Origin of the sequence: Vogesella sp. XCS3, from assembly GCF_020616155.1 — a bacterium.
In the GTDB taxonomy this organism is placed as follows: domain Bacteria; phylum Pseudomonadota; class Gammaproteobacteria; order Burkholderiales; family Chromobacteriaceae; genus Vogesella.
Genome location: NZ_CP085530.1, coordinates 422,742 through 438,086, shown reverse-complemented (window position 1 = coordinate 438,086; position 15,345 = coordinate 422,742). Strand labels below are relative to the sequence as shown.

Sequence of the window (15,345 nt, the reverse complement as noted above, 5' to 3'; positions counted from 1 at the left end):
AGTAATTGCTTAACAATTGCCGCAAGCTGGCTGCCGAGCCCCCAGCGACGCTATTTTGCGTCGCTTTTTTATTGAATTTTGCTCATATCCAACACACAAAAGCCACCTTCCTATGCCAGAATCCTAGCTATACCAGCCGATTGATTTATCCGACAGGACAGTAGCGTGGAAATACAAAGCAATCGCCCCATGGAAAGTGGCAACTACCGGCCCATTTCCCTACGCCGCTTGCGCATGAGCGCCAACGCGCCGCGAAGCCTGCTACTGTTGGCCTGGGTCTTTTCCACCATCGCTTGCGTTGCCCTGGGTCTGGGTGCTGTCATTTTTCAGTGGTCCGGCATGCCGATGAACTTTGGCGGTGTGTCATTTTATGTTTCCGCCTACCCTCCACTCACCATCTGCTTGTTGTGGACACTGCTGTTCGGTTTGGCCTGGGGGGCGATCCCCGCCTTTCTGTCTACATTCATCTTGTCGGTATACGCCGGCATGCCCCCGGGCTGGGCCGCGCTGTTTGCCCTGGCCAATCCGCTAGGCCTGACCGTCTTCACCATCGCCTACCGCGCCATGGCGATTCCGCTCAACCTGCGCAGCCTGGATTCCTTGCTGTTTTATGGTTTGCTGGCGTTTTTCAGCAGCGTGTTCAGCGCCAGTGGCGCATTTATCTGGATACACACCAACCACATGGCCTCGGGCGATGCCTTCGGCCTGTGGCAGGGCTGGTGGCTGGGCAATCTGTTGCAGATGCTGTTCATTACCGCCCCCGTGCTGGCCGTCGTCGCCGACCCGGTATGCAACTGGCGCAACCGCGCCCTGTTCCAGCTGGCCAACAGCCCACGCACCAGCCTGCGCTGGATGCTGCTGGCAGCCGGCATGGTCGTCATTGGCGTGTATATGTACATCGCCCTGTCTTTCTGGCTAAGCCACGAAGCCGTCAGCGCCAGCACCAGCCTGAACACGGTAGCGGGCTGGCAACAGGCTGCGGAGCTGATCACCGCCTCTTCCTCATCGGTCTACATGGTGCTGTCCATCATGTTCCTGGCCATGGCGTCGCTGGGCTACCGCTTCGTGCGGGCCTGGGTGGGCGAGCTGCAACAAGCCGTGCGCCACGCCGAAGAAGCGAACCGTGCCAAATCCGGCTTTCTGGCACGCATGAGCCACGAAATCCGCACGCCAATGAATGCCATCATCGGCCTATCCAACCTGGCACTGCAGCACAGCAGCAGCCCGCGCGAACGCGACTATCTGCAAAAGATCCACCATGCCGGCAACTCGCTGCTGGTGATCATCAACGACATCCTGGACTTCTCGCGCTCGGAAATCGGCACCCTGCAGCTGGAACAGCGCGCGTTCAAACTGGAAAGCTTCATCGGCTCGCTCACCGACCAGCTGCGACCACAACTGGATAGCAAGCAGCTGGAGCTGATTATCGACATTGCGCCGGATGTACCACGCGTACTCAGCGGCGACACCGTACGCCTCGGCCAGATCCTGCTGAACCTGTTGAACAACGCGGTGAAATTTACCGACAGCGGCGAGGTGTGCCTGCACATCAGCCGGCATAGCCAGCAAGCCACGGAAGATGGCGTCATCACGCTGAGTTTTGCCGTCAGCGACACCGGCATCGGTATTGATGAAGCCCACCTGACACGGTTATTCCAGCCGTTTACCCAGGCAGACGAGTCCATCACCCGGCGTTACGGCGGCACCGGCCTGGGGCTGGCCATTTGCCAGCAACTGGTGGCCGCCATGGGTGGCAAGATCGAGGCCGCCAGCAGCCCGGGCAACGGTAGCTGCTTCAACTTTGCCATTACCCTGCCTTTTGAAGCCGGTACCCAGGTGACACCACTGGCAGCAAAAAGCACCGCGCTGCTGATTCACCGCCACGAGGGCATTCGGGAAAACACCAGCGACATCCTGCAAAGCCTGGGGCTGACTGTAATCAGCGCCAGCGGCATCGGCACCGCCCGCGCCCTGCTCTATCAGCACGGCGACATCACCCCAGGGCTCTTGGTAGCCGAGCTACCGGAAAATGCTAGCGCCGCCGAACACCTGGCCAACTTGCGCCGCCTGGTACCCGGCCGCGAGCCGGATATCCTGCTGATTGCCGCGCGCTACAGCGGCAGCGTGGCTGACGACGACAGCCCGGTGCCGCTACTGGTCAAGCCGCTGAGCCCGGAGCAATTACGGCAAGCCATTCTGCACGAACAACAACCCCAGCCCGGACAGGACAGCCAGACCGCCAGCAATGGCGGCTGCCTGCAGGGCAAGCAGATCCTGCTGGCCGAAGACAATGTGATCAACCGCCAGATAGCCTGCGAGCTGCTGGAAGAAGCCGGCGCCAGTGTCAGCTGCGCCGAGAACGGCCAACAAGCGGTAGAAATGGCACTGCACGGTCTGTTTGATGCGGTCTTGATGGATGTGCACATGCCAGTGATGGATGGCATGGAAGCCTCGCGCCAGATTCGGGCACAGGGGCTGACCACTCTGCCCATCATTGCCGTCACCGCCCACGCCTTTGATGCTGCCCGCCAGGAAGCACTGGAAGCCGGCATGGACGAGCACCTGAGCAAGCCCTACACCCCCGAGCAGCTATACCGCCTGCTATGCCGCTTTGTCAGCCCGCAAAACCAGGAAGCAGCCAGCAGCCCACCCGGCAGCCATGCCTTGCCTGGCATCCAGGCAGGCCCGTTGCCCATGTCGCTTAACCCCGAGCAGTTCCAGTCGCTGCTGCGCAAGTTCCGCCAGCACCACGCCGAAGACGCCGGCAAACTGCGCCAGGCCTGGCAACACGGCGATACCGAAACCATCCAGCTGATTGCGCACAACCTGAAATCGGTGGGGCACTACATCAATGCACCGCACATGCAGCAGCTGGCCAAAGAGCTGGACGCCCAGGCCAAAGCAGGCAGCCCGCCCGCCAAGCTGGTGGAAGAGCTGGCTAGCGCCATCGATGCCATCCAGGCCGGGCTGAAAGCACACTTCAACACCACCGAGCACGCCTCGAGAGAACACAAATGAAGACCCTTGCTACGCTTGGCATTACCTTGCTACTCAGCCCTGTTGCCCTGGCTGACAACCTTATCGTGGACCTGGGCAGCCCGGACCGCGCCGCGCGGCTGTTTTCCTACCCCAACTGCATCAGCAACTGCCCGGCACCTGACAGCTCGCTGGAACAAACCGTCGGCCACTGGCTCAGTCAGAGCGTACAGCGTGATGGCTATACCTCTGCCGTACGTGTGTATCGCAACGGCGATCGCCTGTACGCCGACCTGAACCGTGCGGCCAACCCGGCCAACAAGGACGAAAACAAATACCCGGTACCGGATGACTACAGCGATGCCATCCGCCGCTATCTGGACATTGGCGACATCGGCTACGCCAAGGCAGAAGAGCTGAAAAAAACCCCGCAATGGCAAAGCAACTGGCGCTTTTTCCTGACCCTGGGCATGGCACTGCGCAACCATAATACCGTGCAGCTGCTGCACTTCCCGCCCGACACCGTGCTGAACGACACCCAGGACTACCTGAGCGCCGCCACCACTGTGCGCTGGGGCAACCTGCTGGGTTTTAACGGTGTGGACGTGCGCCAGAACGGCCTGTACCAGACCATCGACGATATCGCGCCGATTGCCGCACCAGCCGATGCCGGCGCCGCACTGGAAGGCGTGTACGACACCTTTACCCCGTACACCATGGCACTGATGCAAAGCTGGACCGCGCCCAAAGTCGGCCAGAGCGTACCGCGCCCCATGGTGGTACTGGGCAGCCCGGCACGCAAATGGCTGGCCAGCCAGTTCAAGCTGGGTACGCTGAAAGTGGGCGACCAGTTCCCGCTGGATATCGGCAGCAACAAGCAAGTACCGGTGGCCATCGGCAATCACCCCAGCCTGATCTGGAACGCAGGCAGCGACAGCCAGGGCATCAGCATCATGCGTCAGGATCTGACCGTGGCCTGCTGGCAAGCTGCCATGGGCAAAAACCCGTCGGCCGATGCCAAAGCCACCATGGATAGCTGCACGCAAACCTGGAAGAACGAAGTACAAGCCTGCCGCCTGTATTACACCTCCATCAAGAACACCAGCTACGCCACCGCCACGCAAAACTGCACACCGGCTGTAGGCAAAAAACGCTAAGCCACCGGCCGGCCTCTGCGCCGGCCTTGCTGCCAGCCCGCACGGCCGCTTGGGCGGCCTGGCGGCTGATGCGCTACAATGGCGGCCAACTTCTTACCGTGCACCACCCATGCTGAGCTACCGCCATGCCTTTCACGCCGGCAACCACGCCGACGTGCTCAAACACCTGATTCAGGTGCAGATCATTGATTACCTCGGCCAGAAGGCCAAACCGTTCTGGTATATCGACACCCACGCCGGCGCAGGGGCTTACAGCCTGACCGAAGGCTACGCCACCAAAACCGCCGAGTATGTAGACGGTGTGGCCCGCCTGTGGCAGCGCGATGACGCCCCGGCAGCGGTCAAGCGCTACCTGGAAGTGGTTGCTGCCATCAATACCGACGCCGACGGCGCGCTGCGCTACTACCCCGGCTCGCCGTGGTTTGCCGCCCAAACCATGGCCGGCAGCGAAAAGCTGCGCCTGTTCGAGCTGCACCCCAGCGACCACCAGCTGCTGCAAGACTGCTTTGCCGACGCCGGCCGCCGCGTGCGCGTCGAGCGTGCCAACGGCTTTGAAGCCATCAAGTCGCTGCTGCCGCCACCGCCGCGCCGCGCCCTCACGCTGATCGACCCGCCCTACGAAGACAAAGCCGACTACCAGCACGTGGTAAAAGCCATGAGAGAGGCGCTGAAACGCTTTGCTACCGGCACCTACGCCATCTGGTACCCGCTGCTGCAACGCGCCGAAATCAAGGAAATGGTGAAAGACCTGAAAGGCCTGCCCTGCCACAGCTGGCTGGACGCTACGCTGACAGTTCGCACGCCATCCAAAGACGGCTTCGGCATGCACGGCAGCGGCATGTTCATCATCAACCCGCCGTGGACCCTGCACGCCACGCTGCAGGAAACCCTGCCGTGGCTGAGCAAAACGCTGGCGGTAGACGACGGCGCCTGGCATAGCCTGGAATACCGCGAAAACTGAGCCTGCACCCATGACAAAGCGGCCAACCTTGCGTGACAAGGTTGGCCGCTTTGCTTTGTGTGCTTCCCGTACAGACCGGCTTACACCTGCACCGACGGCACCGACTTCATGCAGCGCAACGTGAAGTGCGAACGGCTATGGCGAATGCCGGAAAGCTTGTACAACTTTTCGCGCAGGAAACGCTCGTAGCCTGCCGTGCCGTCTACCGCCACCTTGATCAGGTAATCGTACTCCCCGGACACCAGGTGCGCCTCCAGCACCTCGGGCAGCGCCGCCAGCTCGGCACCAAAACGCGCCAGCGTGTCCTCCTCGTGCGCGTTCAGCGTCACCTCGATCAGCACCGTATCGCGCAAACCCATGCGCTTCTGGTCTATCAGCGCCACATAGCCCTGGATATAGCCTTCTTTTTCCAGCTGGCGGGTATGGTTCCAGCAGGCACTGGCCGACATGCCCACCCGCTCGGCCAACTCGGCGTTGGATAGCCTGGCATTCTGCTGCAGCTCACGCAGAATCTTTCTGTCTTGCGCACTCAAGCTGTAGGTATTTTCTTCCATTGCGCCTCTCCGGCAGATCATTCCGGCATTTTGCACAACAGCAGAAGATTTATCCACCATCATGGCAAAACAGGCGGCCAATCAAAAGCACCTTCACCCGGCCACGCGGTACATTAAACCCACTGAAACGCACCGCAGACTGCGCACCATAAGTGCGCTGACCACCCGCCGCCATTCACGCTACGGGCTGCACCACACAGCTTGGCCACCCCACAAGGGCCACCAGCTGCAGGCGTAAAACAAGGGGCACAAGCACCCGGGACAAAAGACACACCGGCACCACGCCGGACGTATGCGGCCAACCCTAGGGTTGGCCGCAGCGTTTTGCGCAGGCATGAAAAAACCGCCCGCAGGCGGTTTTCCCGTAATAGCGATGCCGTGCTACTCGGCACTCACCGTCGCCGCCTTGCGCTTGGCCAGTACGGTACCGGTAATCACCACCAGTGCCGCGCCAACAGCGCCTGCCACCTGATGCGACCAGCCCGGAAGCGTACCGATAAAGTTGGTCAGGCCTTTATCGCTCACCAGCATGGAGCCACCAATCCAGCCCAGCAGGCCACCGCCCAGGGTAATCACCAGCGGGAAGCGGTCCATCAGTTTCATCACGATCTGGCTGCCCCACACAATGATAGGGATGCTGATCACGATACCGAACACCACCAGCGGCATATGGCCACCGGACGCACCTGCCACGGCAATCACGTTGTCGATACTCATCACGGCATCGGCCACGATAATGGTTTTTACCGCGCCCCACAGGTGGGCACTGCCGTCTACGTCGTGGCCATCGTCATCCTCGCCCACCAGCAGCTTCATACCGATCCACAGCAGTAGCAAGCCACCTACCAGCTTGAGGAACGGAATATCCAGAATCTGCAATGCAAACGCGATCAGCACTACGCGCAGGCCAATGGCACCTACCACGCCCCAGAAAATACCTTTTTTGCGCAGGTTTTCTGGCAGGCTGCGGCAAGCCAATGCGATAACGACTGCATTATCACCGCCCAGCAGAATATCAATGGCGATAATCTGCAGCACAGAAATCCAGAAGGTACTCTGACCCATCATTTCAAACATCTTGTTATCCTCCCTCGAAAACTTTTACAACGAGCAGCCCTGATTATCGCTGCGGAAACTTTCAATTTGCTGTCAGGCCAGCACCATATCGTAAGCCAGCTTGCAAATGAGTACGCTCACCAGCACCAGGAACAGCACACGCACAAACCCCGCACCCTTGCGCATGGCCAGCCAGCTGCCTACCAGCGCCCCCAGTACATTGCACACCGCCATGGGCACGGCGTAGCCAAACAGCACATTGCCACTGGGGATAAAGAAGCACAGCGCCGCCACGTTGGTCGCCAGGTTCACCACCTTGGCCGAAGCGGATGCATGCAGGAAGTCGAACGCAAAAAAACGTACGAACAAAAACATCAGAAAGCTACCCGTACCCGGGCCAAACAGACCATCGTAAAAACCGATCCCCCCGCCGATGGCTAGCCCCACCAGCATCTCGCGCCGGCCAATCGCTACCGGCTCGTGCACGGCGCCCAGCTGCTTCTTGCGAAAGGTGTAGACCGCCATCACGATCAGCAACACCAACACCAGCGGGCGCATATACTGCGGCGGGATATAGCTCACCGCAGCCGCACCGGCAAAAGACATGACAAAGGCGGCCGCAGCGGCCGGCAACACCAGCCGCCACGGAATGGTCACCCGCTTCAGATAAGAACGTGCGGCAAACACCGTGCCCACCGCCGATGACATTTTATTGGTACCAAACAGCGTCGCCACCGACACCTGCGGCAGCGCATTGAACAGCGCCGGGATCTGGATAAGCCCGCCACCGCCGACCGCGGCATCGATCAGGCCTGCCAGAAAAGCAAACACGCACAAGAAAGCCAGCGTAAACATAAGCACCCCGTTTTTTGCGAGGCGTCATTGTAACGGGATATGCCCCCGCTGTCGGGGCATTGCAGCTTTATCGAAAAAACACTGCGTGCACGTTTTGCCCGATACAGCCATAGTATCGACCCACCCTTGCCATGCTGAGCTGCAACAACCATGACCACAGACCTGCTGGGCTATATTGCCGCCTTTCTCACCACCACCAGTTTTCTGCCGCAAGTTATCCGCACCCTGCGTACCGGCGATACCCGCAGCATCTCATTCGCCATGTATCTGATGCTGGTAGCCGGCGTGGCCACCTGGCTGGCTTACGGCTTGCGGCTGGGAGCGCTGCCTATTGTGCTGGCCAATGGCATTACCCTGTTGCTGGCGTCCATCATCCTGGTGATGAAATGGCGCGAAATACGTGCAGGCCGGAAAAAATCATGAAAAAAGGGGGCCAAGCCCCCTTGTTACCTAGCTACCCGACAAGCAATGCGATTACTTGCCGATGCTCTTGAGCAGCGGCTCCACCAGGCCAGAGAAGCCTTCCCAGATGATCTGCACACCCAGACACAGCAGAATAAAAGCGGTCAGGCGCAGGAACACTACCGAGCCGGTACGCCCCAGATAGCGCATCAGCTTGTCGGCATGGGTCAAGCACCACCAGGTCAGCACGCTGATAGCCGCCACCGCAGCAACAGCGGCCAACGGTGCCACAGCAAATTTTTCCAGGCCACGGCCCGCGCTACTGAGCGATGCGCCCACGGTGATGGCAACAGAAATCGAGCCAGGGCCTACCGTCAGCGGGAAAGTCAGCGGGTAGAAAGCGCGCTGCTTCAGTATCTCGCGGTTTTCGATTTTCTCGACACCGGGCGACGCCTCCGCCGGCGCATCGTTCAGCATGCGCCAGGCAGCAAAGGTAATCAGCAAGCCGCCCGATAGCTGTACCACGGGTAGCGACACGCCAAAAAAGCTCAGCACAAAGCCACCGATGTACATACTGCCCAGCAGCAACAAGAAGCAGTAAATGGCAATACGGCGCGCCAGAAACGCCCGCTGCGGCTGGCTATTGTGCGCGGTCAGCGAGATAAAGAAAGGCACCAGGCCGGGCGGGTTGATGATGGGCAGCAAGGCGGCTGCCACAAACAGGAACTTGCTGACAAACAGCGACATCATCGGGGTCATGCACGGGCACCAAGCTAATTGAATAATGAGCGGATTCTAGCACTGCCGCCCGGCATTACCAGCGCCACAGTCGCAACACCTTGCCGTTCTTATGAAAAAACCTGCTAAGAACATCAGAAATCAAGCTTTGGGGCAATAAAGGCAAGCTCTACACTGCGGCCAACCTTATCAGGAGCCACACCATGCTGCACCGACTGCGCCGCCACTGGACTACCTACTCGCTACTAGCCGTACTGGCCAGCGCCGGCCTGTTGCACCTGGCCGGCACGCTGCACCTGGGTGATACAGCGCGACAGGCGCTGCTAGCCGCCAGCGGCTGGACGAACGACCCGCTGTTCTGGACGTTCATCGCCATTGGTTTTATGGCACAAATTATTGATGGCGCACTCGGCATGGCCTATGGCGTTACCGCCAATACCGCACTGATGTCAGCGGGTGTGCCACCTGCCGCCGCCAGCGCCGGCATCCACCTGACAGAGATTTTTACCACCGGCGCATCCGGCCTGGCGCACCTGAAATTCGGCAATATCGACCGCCAGCTGTTCAAGCGCCTGGTGATACCCGGTGTAGTGGGCGGGGTAGCGGGCGCTGCCGTGCTCGCCTTTGTTGATGTAAGCATCATCAAACCGGTGGTATCGGCCTATCTGCTACTAATGGGTATCTATATTTTGCTGAAAGCGCGCCAGCAGCTGGCGGATCGCGGCCAACCCAAGCGCATTGCCCCGCTGGCGTTTCTGGGCGGCGCACTGGATTCCATCGGCGGTGGCGGCTGGGGCCCGGTGGTGACCACGTCGCTGATCGGCCGCGGCGGCGCACCCCGCACGGTGATTGGCTCGGTAAATGCGGCGGAGTTTTTCCTGTCGGTAGCGGGTGCCGCGTCGTTTGCCGTGTTTATCGGTGTATTCGAGCAGCTGGAGCTGATTGCCGGCCTGGTGATCGGTGGCATGATCGCCGCCCCGTTGGCTGCGTGGACTACGCACTACCTGCCGGCGCGCGCACTGATGACAGTGGTAGGCCTGCTGATCAGCGGCTTGTCGATCTGGAATCTGTACAAAGCGTTAGCCTGATCACGCCCCCGTAAAGCAAAAGGTTGGCCGCAGCGGCCAACCTTTTGTCGTTCAAGGCACGGTGGATTGCTTAGCTGGCCTGTGCGGGCAGCGCCACGCCTTCCTTGCTGAACTGGTAATCGCGGAATACGTGCTCGGCGCTCAGCACCTGATAGCTACCATCCGCCAGACGGTGCGTGGTGTCCTTCAGGCGGTAGGTGTAGTGGCCACAAGTCCAGCAATCGAAATTGCGCATATGGGTACACAGGCAGGTCTTGTCCATTACCTTCACGCGGCGCTCGCCCGGGTGCGCGGCCACGGCACGGTTATAGGCTTCGATGTACTGGCAGCTGCCGCTGGCATCCAGCAGGTAGCCGTAGGCTTCGCAGTTCGGGCGGATACCGTCGCCAATGGCGGGGCACTGCTTGATCATGCGCATCGGGTAGCCGGTAGGCGACAGCTGGTTGACCTCGATGTCTTCTTCGCTAGCGCGGAAGTATTCCTGCTTGATCTTGTCCGGCAGGCCGCATTCGTGCGTCACGGTAAAGCGGGTAGCAACTTGCACACCCTGCGCACCCAGCTCCATCATGCGTACCGCGTCGGCACCGGTAAACACACCACCGGCTGCGATCAGCGGAATGCTCAGGCCTTCGGCCTGCATCCAGTCGCGGATTTCTACCAGGATAGTTTCCAGATGGTAGTCCTGCCAGTCCATGCCGAAGCCCAGGTGGCCACCTGCCAGCGGGCCTTCGATCACGATGTAGTCCGGCAAACGCTTGGTGCGGGCAGTTTTCTTCAGGAACAGCTGCAAAGCTCGCAGCGACGATACGATGATGCCCAGCTGCACTTCGTGGAAACGCGGGTGGTCTTCGATCAGTGCAAAAGAGCCCAGGTGCAGGCCCGCAGCCAGGGTAATGCCGTCAATGCCGGCGTCCATGGCAGCACGCATGCGCACACGCAGCGTGTCCTTGGGGGCATTCATGGTGAGCTTTTCCATGCAGTTGATGAAAATCAGCCCATCGCCCTGCTTGGCTTTCATGGTGGCCTCGACGTGCAGCCGGGTTGACTCGGCTACTTCGTCCAGGTCGAACTTCACGACCGACTTGTCAGCATTTTCTACGTTGAACTTGTACTGTTTGAGCTTGTTCTTCACGTATTTGGTGTCATAGCGACGGTCTGCCACGGTAGGCAACATGGCATCGGAAATGTGGCCGATACCACCCAGGCGGGCTACTTCCAGCGCCAAGGCTGCAGTAGAAATATCCACACCCATGCCACCTTGCATGATGGGCACCAGATCCTTGCCCGCAAGGTGCAGACGGAAATCATCCAGACAACGCATTACACATCTCTCCATTTAGATGGCCGGCATTATCGCCCAAGCAACTTGATAAAATCCAACAAAATAGAGCATTTGCTCGTTGCCGGTATTCCATACAGCTGCGGCCAACCCTGAGCTGCACGCCAGCTCAGGCAAATAATTCGGTATCACCCTCTACACCGGGAAACGCGACCAGCCCCTGCGACTGCAAACCGATCGCCAGCAACACGCGAGCGGAGGCACGATTCGCCGGGTCGATAAAACCGACCACGCGCGGCAAAGCCAGCTCGCCCAGGCCGTAAGCCCGCGCCGCAGCAGCAGCTTCTACGGCATAACCATAGCCACGCGCCGCAGGCATAAAGGCGTAGCCTACGTCGACATCCGGCACGTTATGGCGGCGGATCAGGCCACACATCCCCAAAGGCTGGCCATCAGACATGCGCTCGACGCACCACAGGCCAAAACCGTTGGCCGCATAGCTGGCCAAGGGGCCATCAACCAGGTATTGCTGCGCCTGCTGCAGCGTGCGGACCTGCTTGTCGGCAATAAAGCGGATGAAGTCAGGATCATTCAGCAGCTGCAAGACAAAAGGTGCATCGGCGAGCACAAACTCGCGCAAGCGTAAACGGGCAGTAACAATAGGAAGCATGGCAGCCTGGGCACTCGGCAAAGTGACAAACAGCCGGCACTGTACCGCAGCCGGGCAGCGGCGTCTGCCCCCTGCCCTGCCAGATGGATTTTTCACACACAAATCCATAATCCGGCTATTGATATTACGGAAACTGCCCTCATACACTGCCGTATTGCGCCAGATAGCAGGCCGCAAAAGACCAACTCTCCACAGGAAACCGACATGTCCATTACCGTAAACGGCGTTGAAATCACCGAAGCCATGGTGCAAGCCGAGCAGGCAAACCACGAAGATACCGCCAGCCCGCGTGACGCCGCCGTTCAACAGCTGGTTCTGCATCAGCTGCTGCTGCAAAAAGCCAGCGAGAATGGTTTTGACACGGCCAACGAAGGCCAGGCCATCGGCGCCCTGCTGGACCAGGAGCTGAGCTTTACCCCGGCAGACGAAGCCGCCTGCCAGGCTTACTACGATGCCAACCCGCAATACTTCAAACAGGGCGAAAGCGCTGTTGCCAGCCACATCCTGTTCCCGCTGGGTCAGGGCGACGAGCTGGCCGCCTCGCTGGCCAAAGCCAAAGCACAAGGCGTTCTGGAGCAAGTACAGGCCAACCCGGACAGCTTTGCCGCCCTGGCCGCCGAGCACTCCACCTGCCCTAGCGGCAAACAAGGTGGCGATCTGGGCCAGTTTGGCCGTGGTCAGATGGTGCCGGAGTTCGAACAAGCCGTATTCAGCACCGAAGCCGGCCAAATCACGCCGAACCTGGTAGAAACCCAGTTTGGCTACCACATCATCCAGGTAAAACAGCGCACCGAAGGCGGCCAGCTGGCATTTGCCGACGTATTCCCTCGTCTGCAGCAGTACCTGAACGAAATGGCCGGCCGCCAAGCCATGCACGAATACCTGAGCTCGCTGGTGAAAGCCGCCGATATCCAGGGTTTCAGCATGCCTGCCCTGTAAGTCAGCCTGATGAAAGCCCTGCCCGCCACACGGCCGGCAGGGCTTTTTGCTTTGTACAGCCCGCTACAAGCACAGCCTGCTGTGCTGCGTGTTTTGGCGTAAAATACTTGCCATTCGCGGCAGCCCCACCCTGCAGCCCCGCTTATTGAATAATGGAAGACACTTTGTGAAAAACGCGTTCCTGAACCGTATTGCAGACAAATCTGCCGTCATCGGCATTGTCGGCCTGGGCTATGTCGGCCTGCCGCTGATGCTGCGCTTTGCCGAAGTCGGCTACAAGATACTGGGCTTTGACATCGACCAGAGCAAAGTCGATGCCCTGCACGCCGGCAAAAGTTATATCGAACACATCAGTGCTGACAGCATCGCCAGTGCCCGTGCGGCCGGCTTTGAAGCCACCACCGACTTCAGCCGCGCACCGGAAGCCGACGCGCTGATCCTGTGCGTACCGACACCGCTGAACAAATACCGCGAACCGGACCTGTCCTTCGTCCTGAATACTATCGATAGCCTGGTACCCCACCTGCGCGCCGGCCACCTGGTGTCGCTGGAATCGACCACCTACCCGGGCACCACCGACGAAGAGCTGCTGCCACGCATCGAGTCCCGCGGCTTCAAGGTAGGCCAGGATGCCTTCCTGGTGTTCTCGCCAGAGCGCGAAGACCCGGGCAACCCCAACTTCACCACCCGCACTATCCCTAAAGTATGCGGCGGCGTTACCGAGGCGTGCCAGGAAATCGGCGTGGCGCTATACGGCGCGGTCATCGACAAAGTAGTGCCGGTATCTAGCACCCGCGCCGCAGAGATGACCAAACTGCTGGAAAACATCCACCGCGCGGTAAACATTGGCCTAGTCAACGAAATGAAGATCGTCGCCGACAAAATGGGCATCGATATTCACGAAGTGATCCGCGCCGCGGCCACCAAGCCCTTCGGCTTTGTGCCTTACTACCCGGGCCCGGGCCTGGGCGGCCACTGCATTCCTATCGACCCATTCTATCTGACCTGGAAAGCCCGCGAGTACGGCGTACACACGCGTTTTATCGAGCTGGCGGGTGAGGTTAACTCGTCCATGCCAGACTACGTGGTAAGCAAGATTGCCTCGGCACTGAACGAACGCAAGAAAGCCATCAACGGTAGCAAGATCCTGGTGCTGGGCATCGCCTACAAGAAGAACGTAGACGATATGCGCGAAAGCCCGTCGGTATTCTTGATGGAAAAACTGCGCGACCTGGGCGCGGACATCAGCTATAGCGACCCGCACGTGCCTGTATTCCCCAAAATGCGCGAACATCATTTCGAGCTAAGCAGCGCAGAACTGTCCGCTGACACCTTGGCGACATACGATTGTGTCTTGCTGGCCACCGACCATGACAAGTTTGACTACGACATGATTCGCCAACATGCCCAGCTGGTAGTAGATAGCCGGGGCAAATATTTGAATCCAGCCGTCAATATTGTCAAAGCCTAAACAAATAGAAAAGCCGCCAAAGGCGGCTTTTCTATTCATATAACTGCAAACTAATCATGCGGAGCGTAATGCTCCTTGTCATGCACTACCTTGCGATAAACCAGCCAACGCGGCGAGCGGAACCGCACAATGCGACGGTACAACCAGACATAGGTGGCAATAAACAAGATACAGAACAACTGCAAAACCCACTCATACTGCCAGAACAGCATGGCCGGAGAGACCGTTAGCAAGGCCATGGCCCACAGGTAGGGCGCAGTCATACTGTTGCGCTTAAGCAGATACTTGGCGTTACGTCGACCGATCATCCAGCGTACCAGGCGCTTGTACACCACCTGATGAAAGTGCATGCTATCAGGCAAGCCTGCCGCCACTTTGCGCTGACGACGGCGCAAGATCGTAAAGACCGTCTCGAAAATCGGATAAATCAGTACCAGCAATGGAAACCATGGCGATAGCGTTTGCGGATGACGGGCAACCAGCAGCACCGCAAGCTCTGCCAGCATGAAACCGACAAAGTACGCTCCCGCATCACCGGCAAAAATCAGGCCGCGCGGAAAGTTCCACACCAGAAAGCCCAGCAAGGCGGCTGCAAGGGACAGCGACACCGAAAACAGCAAGCCATCACCCAGCTGGTAGGACACGTAAGCGAATGCCAGCGATGCCAACACACTTACCCCCCCCATCAAACCATTGTAGCCATCAATAATGTTTACCGAATGGCACACGCCGCCCACGGCGAACACTGTCACCAACACCGCCAGGGGCGGGTAAGCTAGCAATACGCCATCGACCAGCGGCAAACCCAGGCGCACCAGTACTGCGTTCAGCAACATCACCCCCAGACCCGCGGACAAGAAAGCCGCCAGCAAGCGCACCATAGGGCTGACACGCTTGGTGAGATCCTCCACCAAACCAGCCACAAACACAGGCAATGAGGCGGCCAACAACAAACCGATTTCTGCAAAATCCGATTGAAAGCCGTAGACCAAGGCACCAGCAACAAAGCCACCAAACACCGGCACCCCACCGATACGCGGCGTGGGAGTGACATGAAACTTCTGCACCCCTGCCAGATCGTGGTCAAGCGAAAAACGCTCGTGCAAATGCTGGTATCGAATAATCAGCATCGCCACTACCAGCGAGCACACAAGACTTGCGAAAAACAGGTAAATTTCCATTGACTTACAATCAAAAAT

At 59.2% G+C, this 15,345-nt stretch carries 14 protein-coding genes; 7 read left to right on the top strand and 7 right to left on the bottom strand.

The window, feature by feature from the left end:
- Positions 1-165: 165 nt before the first annotated feature.
- The 3 genes from LCH97_RS01915 to LCH97_RS01905 all read left to right on the top strand — a co-directional run bounded on the left by LCH97_RS01915 (position 166) and on the right by LCH97_RS01905 (position 5,094).
- On the top strand, positions 166-3,018 hold the full coding sequence (locus LCH97_RS01915) for an ATP-binding protein (RefSeq protein WP_227303118.1): 2,853 nt from the start codon (positions 166-168) through the stop codon (positions 3,016-3,018).
- Positions 3,015-4,133, top strand: a complete 1,119-nt coding sequence (locus LCH97_RS01910; RefSeq protein ID WP_227303117.1) for a hypothetical protein — start codon at positions 3,015-3,017, stop codon at positions 4,131-4,133. Before LCH97_RS01915 ends, LCH97_RS01910 begins: the two co-directional genes overlap by 4 nt.
- 109 nt (positions 4,134-4,242) lie before the next feature.
- Positions 4,243-5,094, top strand: a complete 852-nt coding sequence (locus LCH97_RS01905; RefSeq protein WP_227303116.1) for a 23S rRNA (adenine(2030)-N(6))-methyltransferase RlmJ — start codon at positions 4,243-4,245, stop codon at positions 5,092-5,094.
- Positions 5,095-5,174: 80 nt separating this feature from the next.
- On the opposite strand, the gene LCH97_RS01900 is transcribed toward LCH97_RS01905, so the two are convergent.
- The 3 genes from LCH97_RS01900 to LCH97_RS01890 all read right to left on the bottom strand — a co-directional run bounded on the left by LCH97_RS01900 (position 5,175) and on the right by LCH97_RS01890 (position 7,559).
- Positions 5,175-5,648: an Lrp/AsnC family transcriptional regulator gene (locus LCH97_RS01900; RefSeq protein ID WP_017509182.1), complete on the bottom strand. Its 474-nt coding sequence runs from the start codon at positions 5,646-5,648 to the stop codon at positions 5,175-5,177.
- 381 nt (positions 5,649-6,029) lie between these two features.
- Positions 6,030-6,725 (bottom strand): TerC family protein, encoded by a 696-nt coding sequence (locus LCH97_RS01895; protein ID WP_227303115.1) that lies wholly within the window; start codon positions 6,723-6,725, stop codon positions 6,030-6,032.
- A 72-nt stretch (positions 6,726-6,797) separates the two neighbouring features.
- On the bottom strand, positions 6,798-7,559 hold the full coding sequence (locus tag LCH97_RS01890; protein ID WP_227303114.1) for a TSUP family transporter: 762 nt from the start codon (positions 7,557-7,559) through the stop codon (positions 6,798-6,800).
- 150 nt (positions 7,560-7,709) lie between these two features.
- Between LCH97_RS01890 and LCH97_RS01885 the strand changes: the two genes are divergently transcribed.
- Positions 7,710-7,982, top strand: a complete 273-nt coding sequence (locus LCH97_RS01885; protein ID WP_227303113.1) for a SemiSWEET transporter — start codon at positions 7,710-7,712, stop codon at positions 7,980-7,982.
- A 51-nt stretch (positions 7,983-8,033) separates the two neighbouring features.
- On the opposite strand, the gene LCH97_RS01880 is transcribed toward LCH97_RS01885, so the two are convergent.
- Positions 8,034-8,720: a MarC family protein gene (locus LCH97_RS01880; RefSeq protein ID WP_227303112.1), complete on the bottom strand. Its 687-nt coding sequence runs from the start codon at positions 8,718-8,720 to the stop codon at positions 8,034-8,036.
- A 182-nt stretch (positions 8,721-8,902) separates the two neighbouring features.
- Between LCH97_RS01880 and LCH97_RS01875 the strand changes: the two genes are divergently transcribed.
- Positions 8,903-9,787: a sulfite exporter TauE/SafE family protein gene (locus tag LCH97_RS01875; protein WP_227303111.1), complete on the top strand. Its 885-nt coding sequence runs from the start codon at positions 8,903-8,905 to the stop codon at positions 9,785-9,787.
- A gap of 70 nt (positions 9,788-9,857) precedes the next feature.
- Here the strand turns inward: LCH97_RS01875 and LCH97_RS01870 are convergent, their stop codons facing one another.
- Together LCH97_RS01870 and LCH97_RS01865 are read right to left on the bottom strand one after the other, a co-directional pair.
- Positions 9,858-11,108 carry a nitronate monooxygenase gene (locus LCH97_RS01870; protein WP_227303110.1) on the bottom strand — a complete coding sequence of 417 codons (1,251 nt, stop codon included), beginning with the start codon at positions 11,106-11,108 and terminating at the stop codon, positions 9,858-9,860.
- A gap of 127 nt (positions 11,109-11,235) precedes the next feature.
- A complete protein-coding gene (locus LCH97_RS01865; protein WP_227303109.1) occupies positions 11,236-11,736 on the bottom strand; it encodes a GNAT family N-acetyltransferase in 501 nt (166 codons plus the stop codon).
- 204 nt (positions 11,737-11,940) lie between these two features.
- Between LCH97_RS01865 and LCH97_RS01860 the strand changes: the two genes are divergently transcribed.
- Both LCH97_RS01860 and LCH97_RS01855 read left to right on the top strand, forming a co-directional pair.
- Complete coding sequence (locus tag LCH97_RS01860; RefSeq protein ID WP_227303108.1) at positions 11,941-12,675, top strand: peptidylprolyl isomerase; 735 nt, start codon at positions 11,941-11,943, stop codon at positions 12,673-12,675.
- A 166-nt stretch (positions 12,676-12,841) separates the two neighbouring features.
- Complete coding sequence (locus LCH97_RS01855) at positions 12,842-14,146, top strand: nucleotide sugar dehydrogenase (protein ID WP_227303107.1); 1,305 nt, start codon at positions 12,842-12,844, stop codon at positions 14,144-14,146.
- Between the two features lie 50 nt (positions 14,147-14,196).
- On the opposite strand, the gene LCH97_RS01850 is transcribed toward LCH97_RS01855, so the two are convergent.
- Entirely contained in the window at positions 14,197-15,327 is a 1,131-nt protein-coding gene (locus tag LCH97_RS01850; protein ID WP_227303106.1) for a glycosyltransferase, read from the bottom strand.
- Positions 15,328-15,345: the final 18 nt, after the last annotated feature.